Origin of the sequence: Streptomyces sp. NBC_01275, from assembly GCF_026340655.1 — a bacterium.
Classification (GTDB): domain Bacteria; phylum Actinomycetota; class Actinomycetes; order Streptomycetales; family Streptomycetaceae; genus Streptomyces.
On sequence record NZ_JAPEOZ010000001.1, the window covers coordinates 4,370,157 to 4,384,040 of the forward strand.

13 protein-coding genes and 1 pseudogene are annotated in these 13,884 nt (G+C 73.7%); 7 read left to right on the plus strand and 7 right to left on the minus strand.

What is annotated here, in order from left to right:
• Nucleotides 1-108: 108 nt before the first annotated feature.
• Nucleotides 109-360 (plus strand): hypothetical protein, encoded by a 252-nt coding sequence (locus OG562_RS19065; protein WP_266399322.1) that lies wholly within the window; start codon nucleotides 109-111, stop codon nucleotides 358-360.
• Here the strand turns inward: OG562_RS19065 and OG562_RS19070 are convergent.
• Nucleotides 336-974 carry an HAD family hydrolase gene (locus tag OG562_RS19070; RefSeq protein WP_266399324.1) on the minus strand — a complete coding sequence of 213 codons (639 nt, stop codon included), beginning with the start codon at nucleotides 972-974 and terminating at the stop codon, nucleotides 336-338. The two genes, OG562_RS19065 and OG562_RS19070, sit on opposite strands and share 25 nt — an antisense overlap.
• A 188-nt stretch (nucleotides 975-1,162) precedes the next feature.
• Nucleotides 1,163-2,239, minus strand: coding sequence for a hypothetical protein (locus OG562_RS19075; RefSeq protein ID WP_266399327.1), 1,077 nt, complete (start codon nucleotides 2,237-2,239; stop codon nucleotides 1,163-1,165).
• A 93-nt stretch (nucleotides 2,240-2,332) separates the two neighbouring features.
• Between OG562_RS19075 and OG562_RS19080 the strand changes: the two genes are divergently transcribed.
• Nucleotides 2,333-4,933: a helicase-associated domain-containing protein gene (locus tag OG562_RS19080; RefSeq protein WP_266399330.1), complete on the plus strand. Its 2,601-nt coding sequence runs from the start codon at nucleotides 2,333-2,335 to the stop codon at nucleotides 4,931-4,933.
• 82 nt (nucleotides 4,934-5,015) lie between these two features.
• Here the strand turns inward: OG562_RS19080 and OG562_RS19085 are convergent, their stop codons facing one another.
• Nucleotides 5,016-5,564, minus strand: a complete 549-nt coding sequence (locus OG562_RS19085) for a hypothetical protein (protein WP_266399332.1) — start codon at nucleotides 5,562-5,564, stop codon at nucleotides 5,016-5,018.
• A 279-nt stretch (nucleotides 5,565-5,843) separates the two neighbouring features.
• Here OG562_RS19085 and OG562_RS19090 point away from each other — a divergent pair, with 279 nt between their 5' ends.
• A complete protein-coding gene (locus tag OG562_RS19090) occupies nucleotides 5,844-7,487 on the plus strand; it encodes a DNA repair helicase XPB (protein ID WP_266399335.1) in 1,644 nt (547 codons plus the stop codon).
• Nucleotides 7,488-7,551: 64 nt separating this feature from the next.
• Here OG562_RS19090 and OG562_RS19095 read toward each other — a convergent pair whose 3' ends face one another.
• Nucleotides 7,552-7,731, minus strand: a complete 180-nt coding sequence (locus OG562_RS19095) for a hypothetical protein (RefSeq protein ID WP_266399337.1) — start codon at nucleotides 7,729-7,731, stop codon at nucleotides 7,552-7,554.
• Between the two features lie 291 nt (nucleotides 7,732-8,022).
• Here OG562_RS19095 and OG562_RS19100 point away from each other — a divergent pair, with 291 nt between their 5' ends.
• A complete protein-coding gene (locus OG562_RS19100; RefSeq protein WP_266399340.1) occupies nucleotides 8,023-10,098 on the plus strand; it encodes an ATP-binding domain-containing protein in 2,076 nt (691 codons plus the stop codon).
• An 86-nt stretch (nucleotides 10,099-10,184) separates the two neighbouring features.
• On the opposite strand, the gene OG562_RS19105 is transcribed toward OG562_RS19100, so the two are convergent.
• A complete protein-coding gene (locus OG562_RS19105) occupies nucleotides 10,185-10,877 on the minus strand; it encodes a copper homeostasis protein CutC (RefSeq protein ID WP_266399343.1) in 693 nt (230 codons plus the stop codon).
• A gap of 101 nt (nucleotides 10,878-10,978) precedes the next feature.
• Between OG562_RS19105 and OG562_RS19110 the strand changes: the two genes are divergently transcribed.
• The 3 genes and pseudogenes from OG562_RS19110 to OG562_RS19120 all read left to right on the plus strand — a co-directional run bounded on the left by OG562_RS19110 (nucleotide 10,979) and on the right by OG562_RS19120 (nucleotide 13,188).
• The gene (locus tag OG562_RS19110; protein WP_266399346.1) at nucleotides 10,979-11,680 is read left to right on the plus strand and encodes a hypothetical protein; all 702 of its coding nucleotides are present in this window, start codon (nucleotides 10,979-10,981) and stop codon (nucleotides 11,678-11,680) included.
• 23 nt (nucleotides 11,681-11,703) lie between these two features.
• Nucleotides 11,704-12,186: pseudogene (locus tag OG562_RS19115) on the plus strand (GNAT family N-acetyltransferase); the annotation flags it as partial.
• Nucleotides 12,187-12,315: 129 nt separating this feature from the next.
• Entirely contained in the window at nucleotides 12,316-13,188 is an 873-nt protein-coding gene (locus OG562_RS19120; protein ID WP_266399349.1) for a hypothetical protein, read from the plus strand.
• On the opposite strand, the gene OG562_RS19125 is transcribed toward OG562_RS19120, so the two are convergent.
• A complete protein-coding gene (locus OG562_RS19125) occupies nucleotides 13,178-13,450 on the minus strand; it encodes a DUF4031 domain-containing protein (RefSeq protein WP_266399352.1) in 273 nt (90 codons plus the stop codon). The two genes, OG562_RS19120 and OG562_RS19125, sit on opposite strands and share 11 nt — an antisense overlap.
• Nucleotides 13,447-13,833: a hypothetical protein gene (locus OG562_RS19130; RefSeq protein ID WP_266399354.1), complete on the minus strand. Its 387-nt coding sequence runs from the start codon at nucleotides 13,831-13,833 to the stop codon at nucleotides 13,447-13,449. Before OG562_RS19130 ends, OG562_RS19125 begins: the two co-directional genes overlap by 4 nt.
• Between the last annotated feature and the right edge of the window lie 51 nt (nucleotides 13,834-13,884).

The following is a 13,884-nucleotide window of genomic DNA, read 5'->3' on the forward strand; positions in this document are numbered from 1 at the left end:
CACTTGGGCGGGTCGACCATGACCCGCCGGTACCAAGGCTAATGGTCTTCGGGCCGGTGACAAGACGTCCCCCGGTTGTTCCTCAGGGCTGGGAACTACCCTGGTCCGGTGCGTGACAAAACCCAAACGAATTCCGCCGCTCCCGGTGACCGACTGATCCGTGCCGGTGCCATCGTGTTCTTCGCCGGTGCGGTGGCCACACTCGTCACCGTCGCCCCGTTGTTCCTCGGCACGACGCCATTTCCGACGTACATGTTCGGATTGAGCATGCTCATGGGCGTCGGGTTCCTGATCGCGGGCGCGGGGGTGCTCCGGTCCGTCGCCGCCGGACGGCGTCAGGCGCGCGAGGCCGCGAGGTAGCCGGAGAGCCAGGCGGGGAATTCCGTGAGGTCGGCGAGGACCACGTCCGCGCCGGCCGCCCGCAGCTCGTCCGCGCCGCACGGCCCCGTCGGCACGGTGACCGACAGCGCCTCGGCGGTGCGCGCGCCGCGTACGTCGCCCACGTGGTCGCCGACGTACACGCTCGCCCCGTGCGTACGCAGGGCGTCCGCCTTCCGCTCGGCCCACAGGTTGCCGACGAGGGCGTCGGCGGGGATGCCGAGGTGCTCCAGGTGCAGCCGGGCGTTGGGCTCCCACTTGGCGGTGACGACGATCGCCCGCCCGCCGGCCTCCTGCACGGCCTCGACCGCTTCGCGGGCGCCGGGCATCGCATGGGTGCCGGGGACGGCGTACGCGGGGTAGATCTCGCGGTAGAGGTCGGCCACGGACGCGATCCGCTCCGGCGGGAACCAGTGGGCCATCTCCTCCTCCAACGGCGGCCCCAGCCGGGTGACCACGAGATCGGCGTCGATGTACGTCCCCGTCCGCTCGGCCAGTTCCACGTAGCAGGAGCGGATGCCGGGCCGGGAGTCGATGAGGGTCATGTCGAGGTCGAAGCCGACGGTGAACGGCGGAGCGAGGGTCATGGGAGCCATTGTGTCCGGTCGGCGGAAACGGCCGGAATTGGTTTTCTACCGGCCTTGTTCGTGACTGTTTCCGCCGTCTCAAGCTGTCTCCAGCTGCCTCCGGCCGTCTCCGCCGTCTCCGGTTGCCTCCGGCTGATTCCGCTGATTCCGGCTGATTCCGCCGTCTCCGCCGTCTGCGGCTGTTTCCGTTGTTTGCGCTAGCGCCGTCGCTGCGACCGCCAGACCAGGAACAGCGCCGAGGCGACGGCGGCGCCCCGCACCACCCAGGGCCAGGTCTGGGCGATCGCGTCGTTCATCTGGCCCTCGGCGATGGGGTCGCCCCAGCGGCCGTCGCCACGGCCCCACAGCCAGACGAGTCCGGCCGCCGCCGCCAGCCCCGGCAGTCCCATGACCGCCCACTTCGTCTCCCGGTCGCTCAGCCGGCGCGAGACGTAGGCGATGAGCCAACCCACGATCAGCGCGGGCCAGTTGCCGAGCACCGCACCGGCGACGAGTGCGCAGGCGGCGATCAGGAGGAGGGGGTTGCTCCAGCCGGCGCCCCCGGTGCGTTCGGTGCGTCCGGTCCGTCCGGCGGGGCGGAGGAGTCCGAGGAGACGGCGGCGGGGGGCGGTCGCGGCATCGCCGTCCGCGGGCTCCCGCTCCTCCCCCTCTCCCTCCCCGTCCCCGGACTCGCCGGGCTCTCCCGGGTCGCCTTCGGCCGCCTTGGGCCTGGGCGGCCTCAGCATGTCCGGGATCTCCACGCCCCCGACGAACCCCGGCACGTCCTCGCCGGGACCGAAGGGGTCCGGCTCGCGCCGCCACCAGTCGGGCGTCTGCGTGCCGTCGCCCAACTCGTGCGCGGGGGCCCGGTGCGGCGGGGACGCGGCGTCGGAGGGGGTGGCGGGGGACGGCTGCGGTGCGCTCGGGCGGGGCCGCGGCACGACCCGCCGCAGCCCCCTCGGCCGGTTCGCCGTCTCCTTGTCCCTCTCCTCGCCCCTCTCCATGCCGTCCCGCTGCACGGGCACGGAGGCCGACGGCACGCCCGGCGCGACGGGCGTGCCCGAGGCGCCGTCGGCGGCCGCCGCGACGAGGTCGTCCGGGCTGCCCAGCCGGTCGAGGATGCGGCGGACGGCGGCGGGCGAGTCGACGGGGGCCTTGGCGCGCCGCCGGTCGATCTCGTTGCGCAGCTCGGAGACGAGCCGCATCCGCGTCGCCGACGACAACTGCCGCTGCTGGGCGACGTCGCCGACACGGCTCAGATACTCGTAGACGACCTGGTCGCTCTCGATCCCCACGGGGAGACGCTACCGCGCGCGGCGGGGCCGGACGGGGCTCCCAGGCGACGGACTCGGGCCTCGGCGTCGTACCCACCCGCTACCGTGGGCAAGATGAGCACCGAGGACCTTCCGGCCCCCCGGTCCCTCGCGGAAGCTCTCCGCGGCAGGGACGACGCTTCGCTGGCCGCCCTCCTGCGCAGCCGCCCCGATCTCATCACCCCGGTTCCGACCGATCTCACACAGCTCGCCACCCGGGCCGGCACCCGTGCCTCCGTGGTGCGCGCGCTGGAGCGGCTGGACCGGTTCGCGCTGCAGACGGCGGAGGCGCTGGCCGTCGCCGGGGAGCCGGCGACGTACGACGAGCTGCTGGGGCTGACGGCCGGGGACGGGCGCGACCCGGACGTGGCCGCCGCGCTGCCCGGTGCGGTGGCGGGCTTGCGCGAGCAGGCGCTGGTGTGGGGTTCCGACGACCGGCTCCGGCTGGTGCGCACCGCCCGTGAGCTGCTCGCGCCGTCGCCGCAGCACCCGTCCCCGACGGGGCTCGGGCCGAGCGTGCAGGAGGCGACGGCCGGGATGTCTCCGGGGCGGATCCAGGAGATCGTGGCCGCGGCCGGGCTGGCGTCCACGCACGACTCCGTGTCGGCGGTGGGCGCGCTGAGCGGCCTGTTCACCGACCGCGCGAGGATGGCCGCGCTGCTCGACGGCGCGCCGGCCGAGTCCCTTGAGGTGCTGCGCCGGCTGGTGTGGGGGCCGCCGTACGGGCAGGTGACGCATGATCCGGCCGCGCGGCTGCGCTGGCTGCTGGACCGCGGTCTGCTGCTGCCCACGGCCCCCGGCACGGTGGTCCTGCCCCGCGAGGTCGCCCTGCACCTGCGGGCGGGCCGCGCCCACCGCACGCCCGAGCCGGCGCCCCCGGCGGTCGAGCCGGCCGCCGTCCACGCTCCCCAGGTGGTGGACGCCACCGCGGCCGGCCAGGCGTACACGGCGCTGGCGACCGTCGAGGAGCTGCTGAAGGACTGGGACGAGGGCGGGCCCGCGGTGCTGCGCGCCGGCGGGCTGAGCGTGCGCGACCTCAAGCGCACGGCCGTCGCCCTGGACGTGTCCGAGCCGGTGGCCGCGTTCTGGGTCGAGCTGGCGTACGGGGCCGGGCTGCTGGCCTCCGACGGCGAGGCCGACGAGCGGTACGCGGCGACCCCGGCGTACGACGAGTGGCTGGAGCGGCCCGCCGCGGCGCGCTGGGCGCAGCTGGCGGAGACCTGGCTGGCGGCGACCCGGACGTCGGGGCTGGTCGGCGGGCGGGACCTGAAGGAACGGACGCTGTCGGCGCTCGGCCCGGGCCTCGACCGCTCCGCCGCGCCCGAGGTGCGCCACCGGGTGCTGGCCCTGCTCGCCACGCTCCCCGAGGGCGCCGCGCCCGACGCTGAGTCGGTGCTGGCCCGGCTGCGCTGGGAACGGCCGCCGCGCTCCCCGCAGGGCGAGGACGACCTGCGCACCCGGCTGGCCCGCTGGACCCTGACGGAGGCGGAGATGCTCGGCATGACCGGGCGGGGGGCGCTGTCGGCGCAGGGACGGGCGTTGCTGGGGGCGAGGGCGGACGGGCGGCAGGGGAAGCCCGCACCGGCGGGACATCAGGAACGGACGACGACCCGAGCGGCGAGCCCGGGCGACAAACTCCCTGTGCGCCATGTCCCGACCGCGACCGCCGCCGGACCGGCACACCCCTCCCCCACCGCCCTTGCTTCCGCGCTCTCCCCCACCGAGAAGGCCGTGGCCTCCGCGGCCGCCGCCCGTCTCCTGGCCCCGCTCCTCCCCGAGCCCCTGGACCACGTGCTGCTCCAGGCCGACCTGACCGCGGTGGCCCCCGGCCCGCTGCGGCGCCCGCTGGCCGACATGCTCGGCGTCCTGGCCGACGTCGAGTCCAAGGGCGGCGCGACCGTCTACCGCTTCACGCCCGCCTCCGTACGCCGTGCCCTGGACGCCGGCCGGGCCGCCGCCGACCTGCACGCCTTCCTCGCCGAGCACTCCCGCACGCCGGTGCCGCAGCCGCTGGCGTACCTGATCGACGACGTGGCCCGTCGCCACGGCCATCTGCGGGTGGGCGCGGCCTCGGCGTACGTCCGCTGCGACGACGACTCCGTCCTGAACGAGATCCTCGCCGACAAGCGCGCCGCCGGTCTGCGGCTGCGCCGGCTGGCCCCGACCGTCCTCGCGACGCAGGCCGACCCGACGACGCTGCTCGACGGCCTGCGCGCGATGGGCTTCGCGCCCGCCGCCGAGTCCGCCGAGGGCGACGTCCTGATCACCCGCGCCCTCGCCCATCGCACCCCGCCCCGCACGGCCCCCGCTCCGGTGCCCGACGGCCCGCCCGCTCCCGACGGCACGCTCCTCACGGCGGCGATCCGCGCGATCCGGGCCGGCGACCTCGCCGCCACGACCCCCCTCAAACCGGCGGACGACGCGACCGCCCTCGCCCCCGGCGAACTCCCCCGCACCAGCTCCGCAGAGACCCTCGCCACCGTCCAGGCCGCCGTCCTCACCGGCGAGGCCCTGTGGATCGGCTACGTCAACGCCGAGGGCGCCGCCAGCCAGCGCGTCATCGCCCCCGTCCGCGTCGAGGGCGGCTTCGTGACGGCGTACGACCACACGGCGGACGAGGTACGCACGTATCCGCTGCACCGGATCACGGGGGTGGCGGAGCTGGCGGAGGAGTAGCGGCGGCGAGGCCCAGCGGCCGAGAGCTCGGCGGCCGGGGCTCAGCGGCTGGGCTCGGCGACTGGGGCTCGGCGGCCTGGGCTCAGCAGTCGCCGACGGAGGCGTCCGCGGGGAGGCCGAAGTGGGCGCGGGCCGCGGTCTCCAGGCCCTGGGACGACATCTCGTCCTGGACCGTCCATGCGGCGAGGACGCCGAAGTGGGCCTTGGTCCATCCGGCGTTCCCCTCGCCGTCGGGGGCCTCCTCCCGGGACACGATCCGGTAGCCGCCGTCCGCGTCCGCGTCCCGCTTCAGCCGCACCACCTGCGGGAACTGCGCGCCGCTGCACTCCACCAGGGAGTCGCCGCGCACGCCGTACTCGACGCACAGCGTGTTGACGCCGGCCCGCACCTCGTCCTCGTGCTCCGCCAGGTCGAGCGCGTCCGCCCGGCAGAACCAGCGGGACTCGAGGGCGGGCTCGGTCTCGCCGTATCCGCTGCCGCGCGCCTCGGCGACGAGCCCGGCCTCGATCACCGGCCGCACCTCGCCCCACAGCCGGGCGTCGACGTCCGCCGCCGGCCACATCACCCAGCCGCCGGTGCCCACCAGCACCACCACGGCTCCCACGCCGGTTGCCCATCTGAGGACCGACATACCGTGCCCCCTCACCACGTCGTACGCAGCCGCGCTGCTCCCCCGTTCAGACACCCGGAGGGTGCGCATGGTTGCCCGGGTGTCCGGCCTGGTGATCGCGCGGGGGCGGCTTGGTGATCGCGCGGGGGCGGCTTGGTGATCGCGCGGGGGCGGCCTGGTGATCGCGCGCGGGCAGCCCGGGGCGGCCCGGGAAGAGCGCACCCCCGTTCCGACGCGCCGTAAGGCACACTGGAGGTTTGGTCCGATGCCTCGGTCCGGTGCGGAAGGGATGTTACGTACGTGAATGGTCCACTCATCGTCCAGTCCGACAAGACCCTGCTCCTGGAGGTCGACCACGAGCAGTCCGGCGAGTGTCGGCGGGCCATCGCGCCGTTCGCGGAGCTGGAGCGGGCGCCGGAGCACATCCACACGTATCGGCTGACGCCGCTGGGGCTGTGGAACGCGCGGGCGGCCGGGCATGACGCCGAGCAGGTCGTGGACGCGCTCGTGCAGTACAGCCGGTATCCGGTGCCGCACGCGCTGCTGGTGGACATCGCCGAGACGATGGACCGGTACGGGCGGCTGACGCTGAGCAAGCATCCGGCGCACGGGCTGGTGCTGACGACCACCGACCGGCCGGTGCTGGAGGAGATCCTGCGCTCGAAGCGGGTCGCGCCGCTGGTCGGGGCCCGGATCGACCCGGACACCGTCGTCGTGCACCCCTCCGAGCGCGGGCAGATCAAGCAGACGCTGCTGAGGCTGGGCTGGCCGGCCGAGGACCTCGCGGGGTACGTCGACGGGGAGGCGCATCCGATCGAGCTGGCCGAGGACGGGTGGGCGCTGCGGCCGTATCAGAAGCAGGCCGTGGAGAACTTCTGGCACGGCGGGAGCGGGGTCGTGGTCCTGCCCTGCGGCGCCGGGAAGACCCTGGTCGGGGCCGGGTCCATGGCGCAGGCCAAGTCGACCACGCTGATCCTCGTCACCAACACCGTGTCCGCCCGGCAGTGGAAGCACGAGCTGGTGAAGCGGACCTCGCTGACCGAGGAGGAGATCGGCGAGTACAGCGGGACGAAGAAGGAGATCCGACCGGTCACCATCGCCACCTACCAGGTGCTGACGACCCGGCGGAAGGGCGTCTACCCGCACCTGGAGCTGTTCGACTCCCGGGACTGGGGGCTCATCGTCTACGACGAGGTGCACCTGCTCCCCGCCCCCGTCTTCAAGTTCACCGCCGACCTCCAGGCGCGGCGGCGGCTCGGTCTGACCGCGACCCTCGTGCGGGAGGACGGGCGCGAGTCGGACGTCTTCTCGCTCATCGGGCCCAAGCGGTTCGACGCGCCGTGGAAGGAGATCGAGGCGCAGGGGTACATCGCGCCCGCCGACTGCGTGGAGGTACGGGTCAATCTGACCGACTCCGAGCGGCTCGCGTACGCGACCGCCGAGGCGGAGGAGAAGTACCGCTTCTGTGCGACGACCGCGACGAAGCGGAAGGTGACGGAGGCGATCGTGCGGCGGTTCGCCGGGCAGCAGATCCTCGTCATCGGGCAGTACATCGACCAGCTCGACGAGCTGGGCGAGCATCTGAACGCCCCCGTGATCAAGGGCGAGACCTCCAACGCCCAGCGCGAGAAGCTCTTCGACGCCTTCCGGGAGGGCGAGATCAGCGTGCTCGTGGTGTCCAAGGTCGCGAACTTCTCGATCGACCTGCCGGAGGCGACGGTCGCCATCCAGGTGTCGGGCACCTTCGGCTCCCGCCAGGAGGAGGCACAGCGCCTGGGCCGCGTCCTGCGCCCCAAGTCGGACGGCCACCAGGCCCACTTCTACTCGGTCGTCGCCCGCGACACCATCGACCAGGACTTCGCCGCCCACCGCCAACGCTTCCTGGCCGAACAGGGCTACGCGTACCGCATCATGGACGCGGACGAACTCCTGGCGGAGGGCTGAGCCGCCGAGCAGCGGAGGGCTGAGCCACCCGGGTACGGGTGATCCGCGGACGCGTCGGCAGGGCTCACCTGCGGCGCACGCCCGCCTCCTCCGCGTACTCGCCCAGGACGATCACTTCGAAGGCGGCGACGGCGAAGACCTTCACGGCGCGCAGGGCGTCGCCGAGGCGGTGGTGGTGGGTGTCGGAGAGAGGGGTCGCGCCGGAGGGGCGACCGGGGGCCGGGGTGATGGTCGCTGTGCTCATGTCTCCATGATGGATTCCGGGGCATAAGGGGGGCATCGGTCTCCGGTGCCCCGTTGCACACTGCGCCTGTACGCCTTACGGGGGATCCCTTCCCCTCGGGGAGGAGGCCCTGGGAGGTCTGTGTCCCCTAGGGGGCGGAGGAACCGGCGGCGGAAAACCCGTTGGCGTCCGCCTCCCCCGCCCGCCTACAATCTCCGCTCTTGCCCGCCTCCCTTCACGGAGCGCCGCCGACCGGACGGAAACCGGGCGGCATCCCGCAGCCACCCCATCAGCCGGCCCGGAGGCACCCCCTTGTCCACGCCCGTCGTCGACGACACCCCCGGCGATCCGCTCTCCCGTGAGCGCGCCCACCTGGCCTCCTCCCGTGCCGCTCTGCGCGCGATGCGCGAGGACGTGCAGAACCTCGACATCCGCGACGTCGCCGCGAACTGGGTGAACGCCCAGATCCTGGAGCGCCAGATCGGCGAGCGGATCAAGGCCCTCGCCGACCTCAGCCACACCCCGCTGTTCTTCGGGCGGCTCGACTACCTGCACGCGCCCGGCGCGGAGCAGGCGGAGGGGGCCGAGGGCGAGCAGTTCTACATCGGGCGTCGGCATGTGCACGACGGCGAAGGCGATCCGATGGTGATCGACTGGCGTGCGCCGGTCTCGCAGCCGTTCTACCGGGCGTCGAAGAAGGACCCGATGGACGTCGGGCTGCGCCGCCGCTTCGGCTACACCGGCGGCGACCTCACCGCGTACGAGGACGAGCACCTCTCCGACCCGCAGGAGCACGCGCGCACCAGCAAGCTGCTCCAGCAGGAGATCGAGCGTCCACGCGTCGGCCCGATGCGCGACATCGTCGCGACCATCCAGCCCGAGCAGGACGAGATCGTACGCAGCGGGCTCGGCGGATCCGTGTGTGTGCAGGGCGGTCCCGGCACCGGGAAGACCGCCGTCGGCCTGCACCGGGTCGCCTACCTCCTCTACGCCCACCGCGAGCGGCTCGCCCGCACCGGGACCCTGGTCATCGGGCCGAACCGGTCCTTCCTGCACTACATCGAGCAGGTCCTACCCACGCTGGGCGAGTTGACGGTGCGCCAGGCGACCGTGGACGATCTCGTCGCCCATGTGGAGGTGCAGGGCGTCGACGACTCGGCGGCCGCGGTCGTCAAGGGCGACGCCAGAATGGCGGAGGTGCTGCGACGGGCCGTCTACTCGCATGTGACGATGCCGACCGAGCAGGTCCTCGTGGTGCGCGGCTCCCGCCGGTGGCGGGTCCCGGCGTACGAACTGGAGGTCATCGTCGGCGAGTTGCTCGACCGGGACATCCGCTACGGGGCCGCCCGCGAGGCCCTCCCGCAGCGCATCGCGCACGCCGTGCTGGTGCAGATGGAGCGCTCGGGCGAGGCCCCGGACGACCGCGTGCAGGACGCCGTCGCCCGCAACACCGCGGTGAAGGCGGCCGTCAAGGCCATCTGGCCGCCGGTCGACCCCGCCAAACTGGTCCTGCGGCTGCTCACCGACGCGGAGTTCCTCGCCGTGCACGCGGAGGGGATCCTCGACGAGGACGAGCAGAAGACGATCCTGTGGGCGCTGCCCGGGTCCGGGAAGAGGGCCGTGCGGAGCGTGAAGTCGGCCAAGTGGTCGCCCGCGGACGCGGTGTTGATCGACGAGACGACCGACCTCGTCGAGCGCACGCACTCCCTCGGGCACGTCGTCCTGGACGAGGCGCAGGACCTGTCCCCGATGCAGTACCGGGCGGTCGGCCGGCGCTGCACCACCGGCTCGGCGACCGTCCTCGGCGACCTGGCGCAGGGCACCACGCCCTGGGCGACCCGGAGTTGGGAGGAGGCTCTCACCCACCTCGGCAAGTCCGACGCGGTCATCGAGGAGCTGACGGCCGGCTTCCGGGTGCCGACGGACGTCATCACCTACGCCTCCCGGCTGCTGCCGTACATCGCGCCCGGCCTCACGCCGGTGGCGTCGGTGCGGGAGAATCCGGGCTTCTTCGACCTCCGTCCGATCGGTGACACGGCCGAAGTGGTCGCCGCCTGCGAGGAGTTGCTGCGCAACGAAGGGTCGACCGGTCTCATCGCCGCCGACGCCCGGATCCCGGCGCTGGCCGAGGCGCTCACCGGGGCGGGCATCGGATTCCTGGCCCCCGGCGAGGAGACCACCCAGGACACCCGGCTCACCCTGGTCCCGGCCTCCCTGGCCAAGGGCCTGGAGTACGACTACGTGGTGCTCGACGAGCCCGGGGCCGTCGTCGACGGCGAGCCGGACGAGCGGACGGGGCTGCGGCGGCTGTACGTGGCGCTGACCCGTGCGGTGTCGGGGCTGATCGTCACCCACGCGGCGGCGCTGCCGGAGCAGCTCGCCGACTGAACCCCAGCCCCCTGGCAGGCCCCCTACGGGGGACTACGGGGGCTACGGGACCTACGGGACCTACGGGGTCTACGGGGGCGGGGGACCTACCCCTCGTCCAGCGCCTTCCGCCACTCCCCCACCGCCGCCGCCGACACCGGTCCGGCCCAGCCGTCGGGCCGGGCCGCTCCGCCGATGTGGAAGGCGTCGATCCCGGCCGCCGTCAGGACCGGCAGGTGATCGAGGCGCAGTCCTCCTCCCACGAGGAGCTGCTGCCCGTACCCCTGTCGGCCGGTCTGCGCCGCCTCCGCGAGGAGGGTGGGCAGGCCCTCGTCGACGCCCGTCGCCGAGCCGGCCGTGAGGTAGGCGTCCAGTCCCGGTACGCCGTCCAGCTGCTTGCGCAGGGCGTCGCGGTCGACGGCGTGGTCGAGCGCCCGGTGGAACGTCCAGCGGCAGCCGTCCAGCTCGGCGGCGATCCGCTCCACGGCGGGCAGGTCCACCGCCCCCTCCGCGTCGAGGAACCCGAGTACGAACTCCTCGGCCCCGGCCTCCCGCAGTTGGTACGCGACGCGTACCAAACGCTCGACGTCCCCCGCCGCGAACCCGTCCGCCGACCGCAGCATCACGCGCAGCGAGAGATCGACGGCTGCGCGGATCGCGGCGAAGGCCGGGACGGGCGGGGTGAGCCCGTCCGCGGCCATGTCGGTGACCAGTTCGAGGCGGTCCGCGCCTCCGGCCTGGGCGGCGACCGCGTCCTCGACGTCGAGGGCGATCACCTCCAGGACTGCACGCTTGCTCATGGGACCCCATTCGTCAACGGCCGTCGGCGTTCGACGGGCGGCTACGGGCATACAGGTCTAGTCCAATTCAAGAATACGCCCCGGCGCGCGAGAATGAGGTCATGGCCGACCCAGACGCCCTGCGCACCCGCTTCGCCCGCGCCCTGGAAGGAGCCCGGGGCCCGGAAGAAGTCCGAGCCCCGGAACGAGTCCAGGACCCCGACCCCAGCCGTGGCGACTCCGGCGACGCCCCCGACCCGACGCCCTACGCCGACGCCCTCCTCGCCCGCTGGCAGGAGCCGCAGCGCCGCTATCACACGCTCACGCACCTCACCGCGGTCCTCGACCACATCGACGTACTCGAGACGCACGCCGACGACCCGGACGTCGTACGCCTCGCCGCCTGGTTCCACGACGCGGTCTACCTCCCCGACCGCTCCGAGAACGAGGAGCGGTCCGCCCGGCTCGCGGAGCGGGCGCTGGCGGAGGCCGGGGCGCCGGCGGGCAAGACCGCCGAGGTCGCCCGGCTCGTCCGCCTCACCGTCACCCACGACCCGGCCGACGACGACCGCGACGGCCAGGTCCTGTGCGACGCCGACCTCGCGATCCTCGCCGCGCCGCCGTCCGCGTACGCCGCCTACACCGCCGCCGTCCGCGAGGAGTACCACTTCGTGCCCAGCGACGCCTTCCGCACCGGCCGCGCCGCGATCCTGCGTCAACTCCTCGACCTGCCGAGACTGTTCAGGACGCCGTACGGGGCGGCCCAGTGGGAGGCGACGGCCCGGTACAACCTGCGGGGCGAGCTGGAGCTGCTGACCTCATGAGCACCCCGCGCCTCCCGGCCGCCCTCGTCCCCTCCGCCCGGCTCACCCTCGTCCCCGTCGTTCCCGTCGCCGCCGCCGATCTGCGGGCGGGCGGCGACGGCGGGTTCCGCTGGCTCGACGGCGGGCCGTTCCAGGGGACGCGGGACGCGGCCGGAATGCTCGTGCGGGCGTCCGAACGCGGCGTGCACCGGCCGGAGTTCGGGCTCTACGTCCTCGTGCGGCGGGCGGACGGCCGGGCGATCGGCAGCATGGGCTTCCACGCCTCGCCCGACGAGGACGGCCGTAGCGAGATCGGCTACGACCTCGTTCCCGCCGCCCGCGGCCACGGCTACGCGACCGAGGCGCTGCGCGCGCTGGCGGACTGGGCGCTGGCCCGGGACGACGTACGACGTCTGTTCGCCACCGTCGAACACGCCAACGCCCCCTCGCGGGCCGTGCTCGAACGGGCCGGGTTCGTCAAGGTCGGCGAAGGCGAGGACGCGTACGCGTATGAGCTGCGCCGCTGACCTCGACCTGACGTAGCCGGAGCCGATCTTCGCCCCTTCGCCTCCCACCAGCCCCCGCGCGTTTCCGATAATTCCGACACGGCCGCGCCGCGCACGGGCCGTGTACGCCGGGGGAAGCGGGGGAGCGCCATGAGTCGGACCGACCCGTCCACGCCGCCTGGGCCGCCCGGCCCTCCGCCGCCGGACCCCACCACCCATCTGCTGGCCCTGCGAAGCGTGCGCTGGGCCATCATCGGCGTGGTGGCCAGCACGGCGATCGGCCTGGTGAGCCTGTTCTTCCAGGCCTCGCCGCCCAAGGACGGCGACCGGGACTCGGGCGGTACGACGACCAGCAGCAGCGGTTCCCTCGGCACGGACGGCGGGGACGACACGGGCGGCGCGGAGGACGGCGGCGTCGGCCCGGGCCCGAACGGCGGCACCGCCACCCCCGGTCCCACCCCCACGGACTCCGGTTCCAGCTCCGGCGCCAGCTCAGGCTCCGACTCCAGCTCAGGCTCCACCTCCGGCGAACCCGTCGACGACCCCTCCGACGAAGGCCTCTCCGGGAGCGACGACGGCCTCACCCCCGCCGAGCACAAGCTGCGCGACGCGCTCAACAGCGACCAGTGGTCGCACGAGAGCTGCTCGCACGCCGTGTGGGCGGGCGCGGAGGCCGCCCTGTACTGCACGGTGACCACGGTGGACCAGTACGGCGTCACCGGCACCGGCAAGGCGAGCGTCGTGACGTACCCGACGAAGTACGACCGTGACGCCGTCTTCCAGAGCTACGCCGGCCGGATGCAGCCGGGCGACTGCGAGTCGCAGACCAACGTCTACGGCAGCTGGCGCGAGAACAACACCGGCGTCTCCGCCGGGGACGTGGTCTGCTTCCTGGCCCAGAGCGGACAGTACGTCTTCCTCTGCAGCTACTACGACCGCCCGGCGCTCGTCCAGATCACCGGCCCCGACCAGCGGATCCTCGCCGCCTGGTGGCACACCATGGAACCGGTGTTCACCGACTGAGCCCGGAGTTCTTACGTCTGCGCAGGCCCGCCGCCGTCAGCAGGCGCACCACCTCACGGCTGCCGACCTCGACCGCGCCGGCCGCCACCACGTCGGCGTAACGGTGGGACGGGATGTCGTAGTGATCGCGCTCGAAGGCACGCCGGGGCACGCCCAGCCCCTCGGCGAAGGCGTGCAGTTCGTCGTAGGAGACATCGCTGACGAGGTGGGACCACAGGCGGCCGTGCCCCGGCCAGGCGGGTGGGTCGATGTAGACGGTCACGAGGAAGCGGTCCCGCCCGTCGCCGACCCCAGCGCCCCCACCGCGGCGACCTTCACGCTCGCCTTGTGGCAGACCCAGTGCGGGTCGGGGCCGAGCTCGGGCTCGACCTCCAGGGCATGCGGATCGCCGGAGCCGCAGACCGGGCACAGCGGCCAGCGGCCGTACCGCTCCAGCAGCGCGTCCTGCACGTCCTGGGCCACCAGCCCGGCCACGTACGCCACCCCGTCCGGCCACTGCTCGACCCACCAACGCCGCTGCACGACCGAGTCCTCGACCATGGACACCACGTCCGCCGCGGCGACCTCGCCCGAGGCCAGATCGGAGAGCACGAGGGCGCGCGCCGCGTGCAACGCCTGTTCCAGTGAGCTGACCGAGGGATCCATGCACCCATTGTGCGCACTCTTGACCCGGGTCCTGAACCGAAAATATGTTTC

Coding starts and splice junctions, on each gene's coding strand:
- OG562_RS19070 (WP_266399324.1), bottom strand. CDS start 974: ATGGCTCCCATGACCCTCGCTCCGCCGTTCACCGTCGGCTTCGACCTC.
- OG562_RS19080 (WP_266399330.1), top strand. CDS start 2,333: ATGAGCACCGAGGACCTTCCGGCCCCCCGGTCCCTCGCGGAAGCTCTC.
- OG562_RS19085 (WP_266399332.1), bottom strand. CDS start 5,564: ATGTCGGTCCTCAGATGGGCAACCGGCGTGGGAGCCGTGGTGGTGCTG.
- OG562_RS19095 (WP_266399337.1), bottom strand. CDS start 7,731: ATGAGCACAGCGACCATCACCCCGGCCCCCGGTCGCCCCTCCGGCGCG.
- OG562_RS19105 (WP_266399343.1), bottom strand. CDS start 10,877: ATGAGCAAGCGTGCAGTCCTGGAGGTGATCGCCCTCGACGTCGAGGAC.
- OG562_RS19110 (WP_266399346.1), top strand. CDS start 10,979: ATGGCCGACCCAGACGCCCTGCGCACCCGCTTCGCCCGCGCCCTGGAA.
- OG562_RS19120 (WP_266399349.1), top strand. CDS start 12,316: ATGAGTCGGACCGACCCGTCCACGCCGCCTGGGCCGCCCGGCCCTCCG.
- OG562_RS19130 (WP_266399354.1), bottom strand. CDS start 13,833: ATGGATCCCTCGGTCAGCTCACTGGAACAGGCGTTGCACGCGGCGCGC.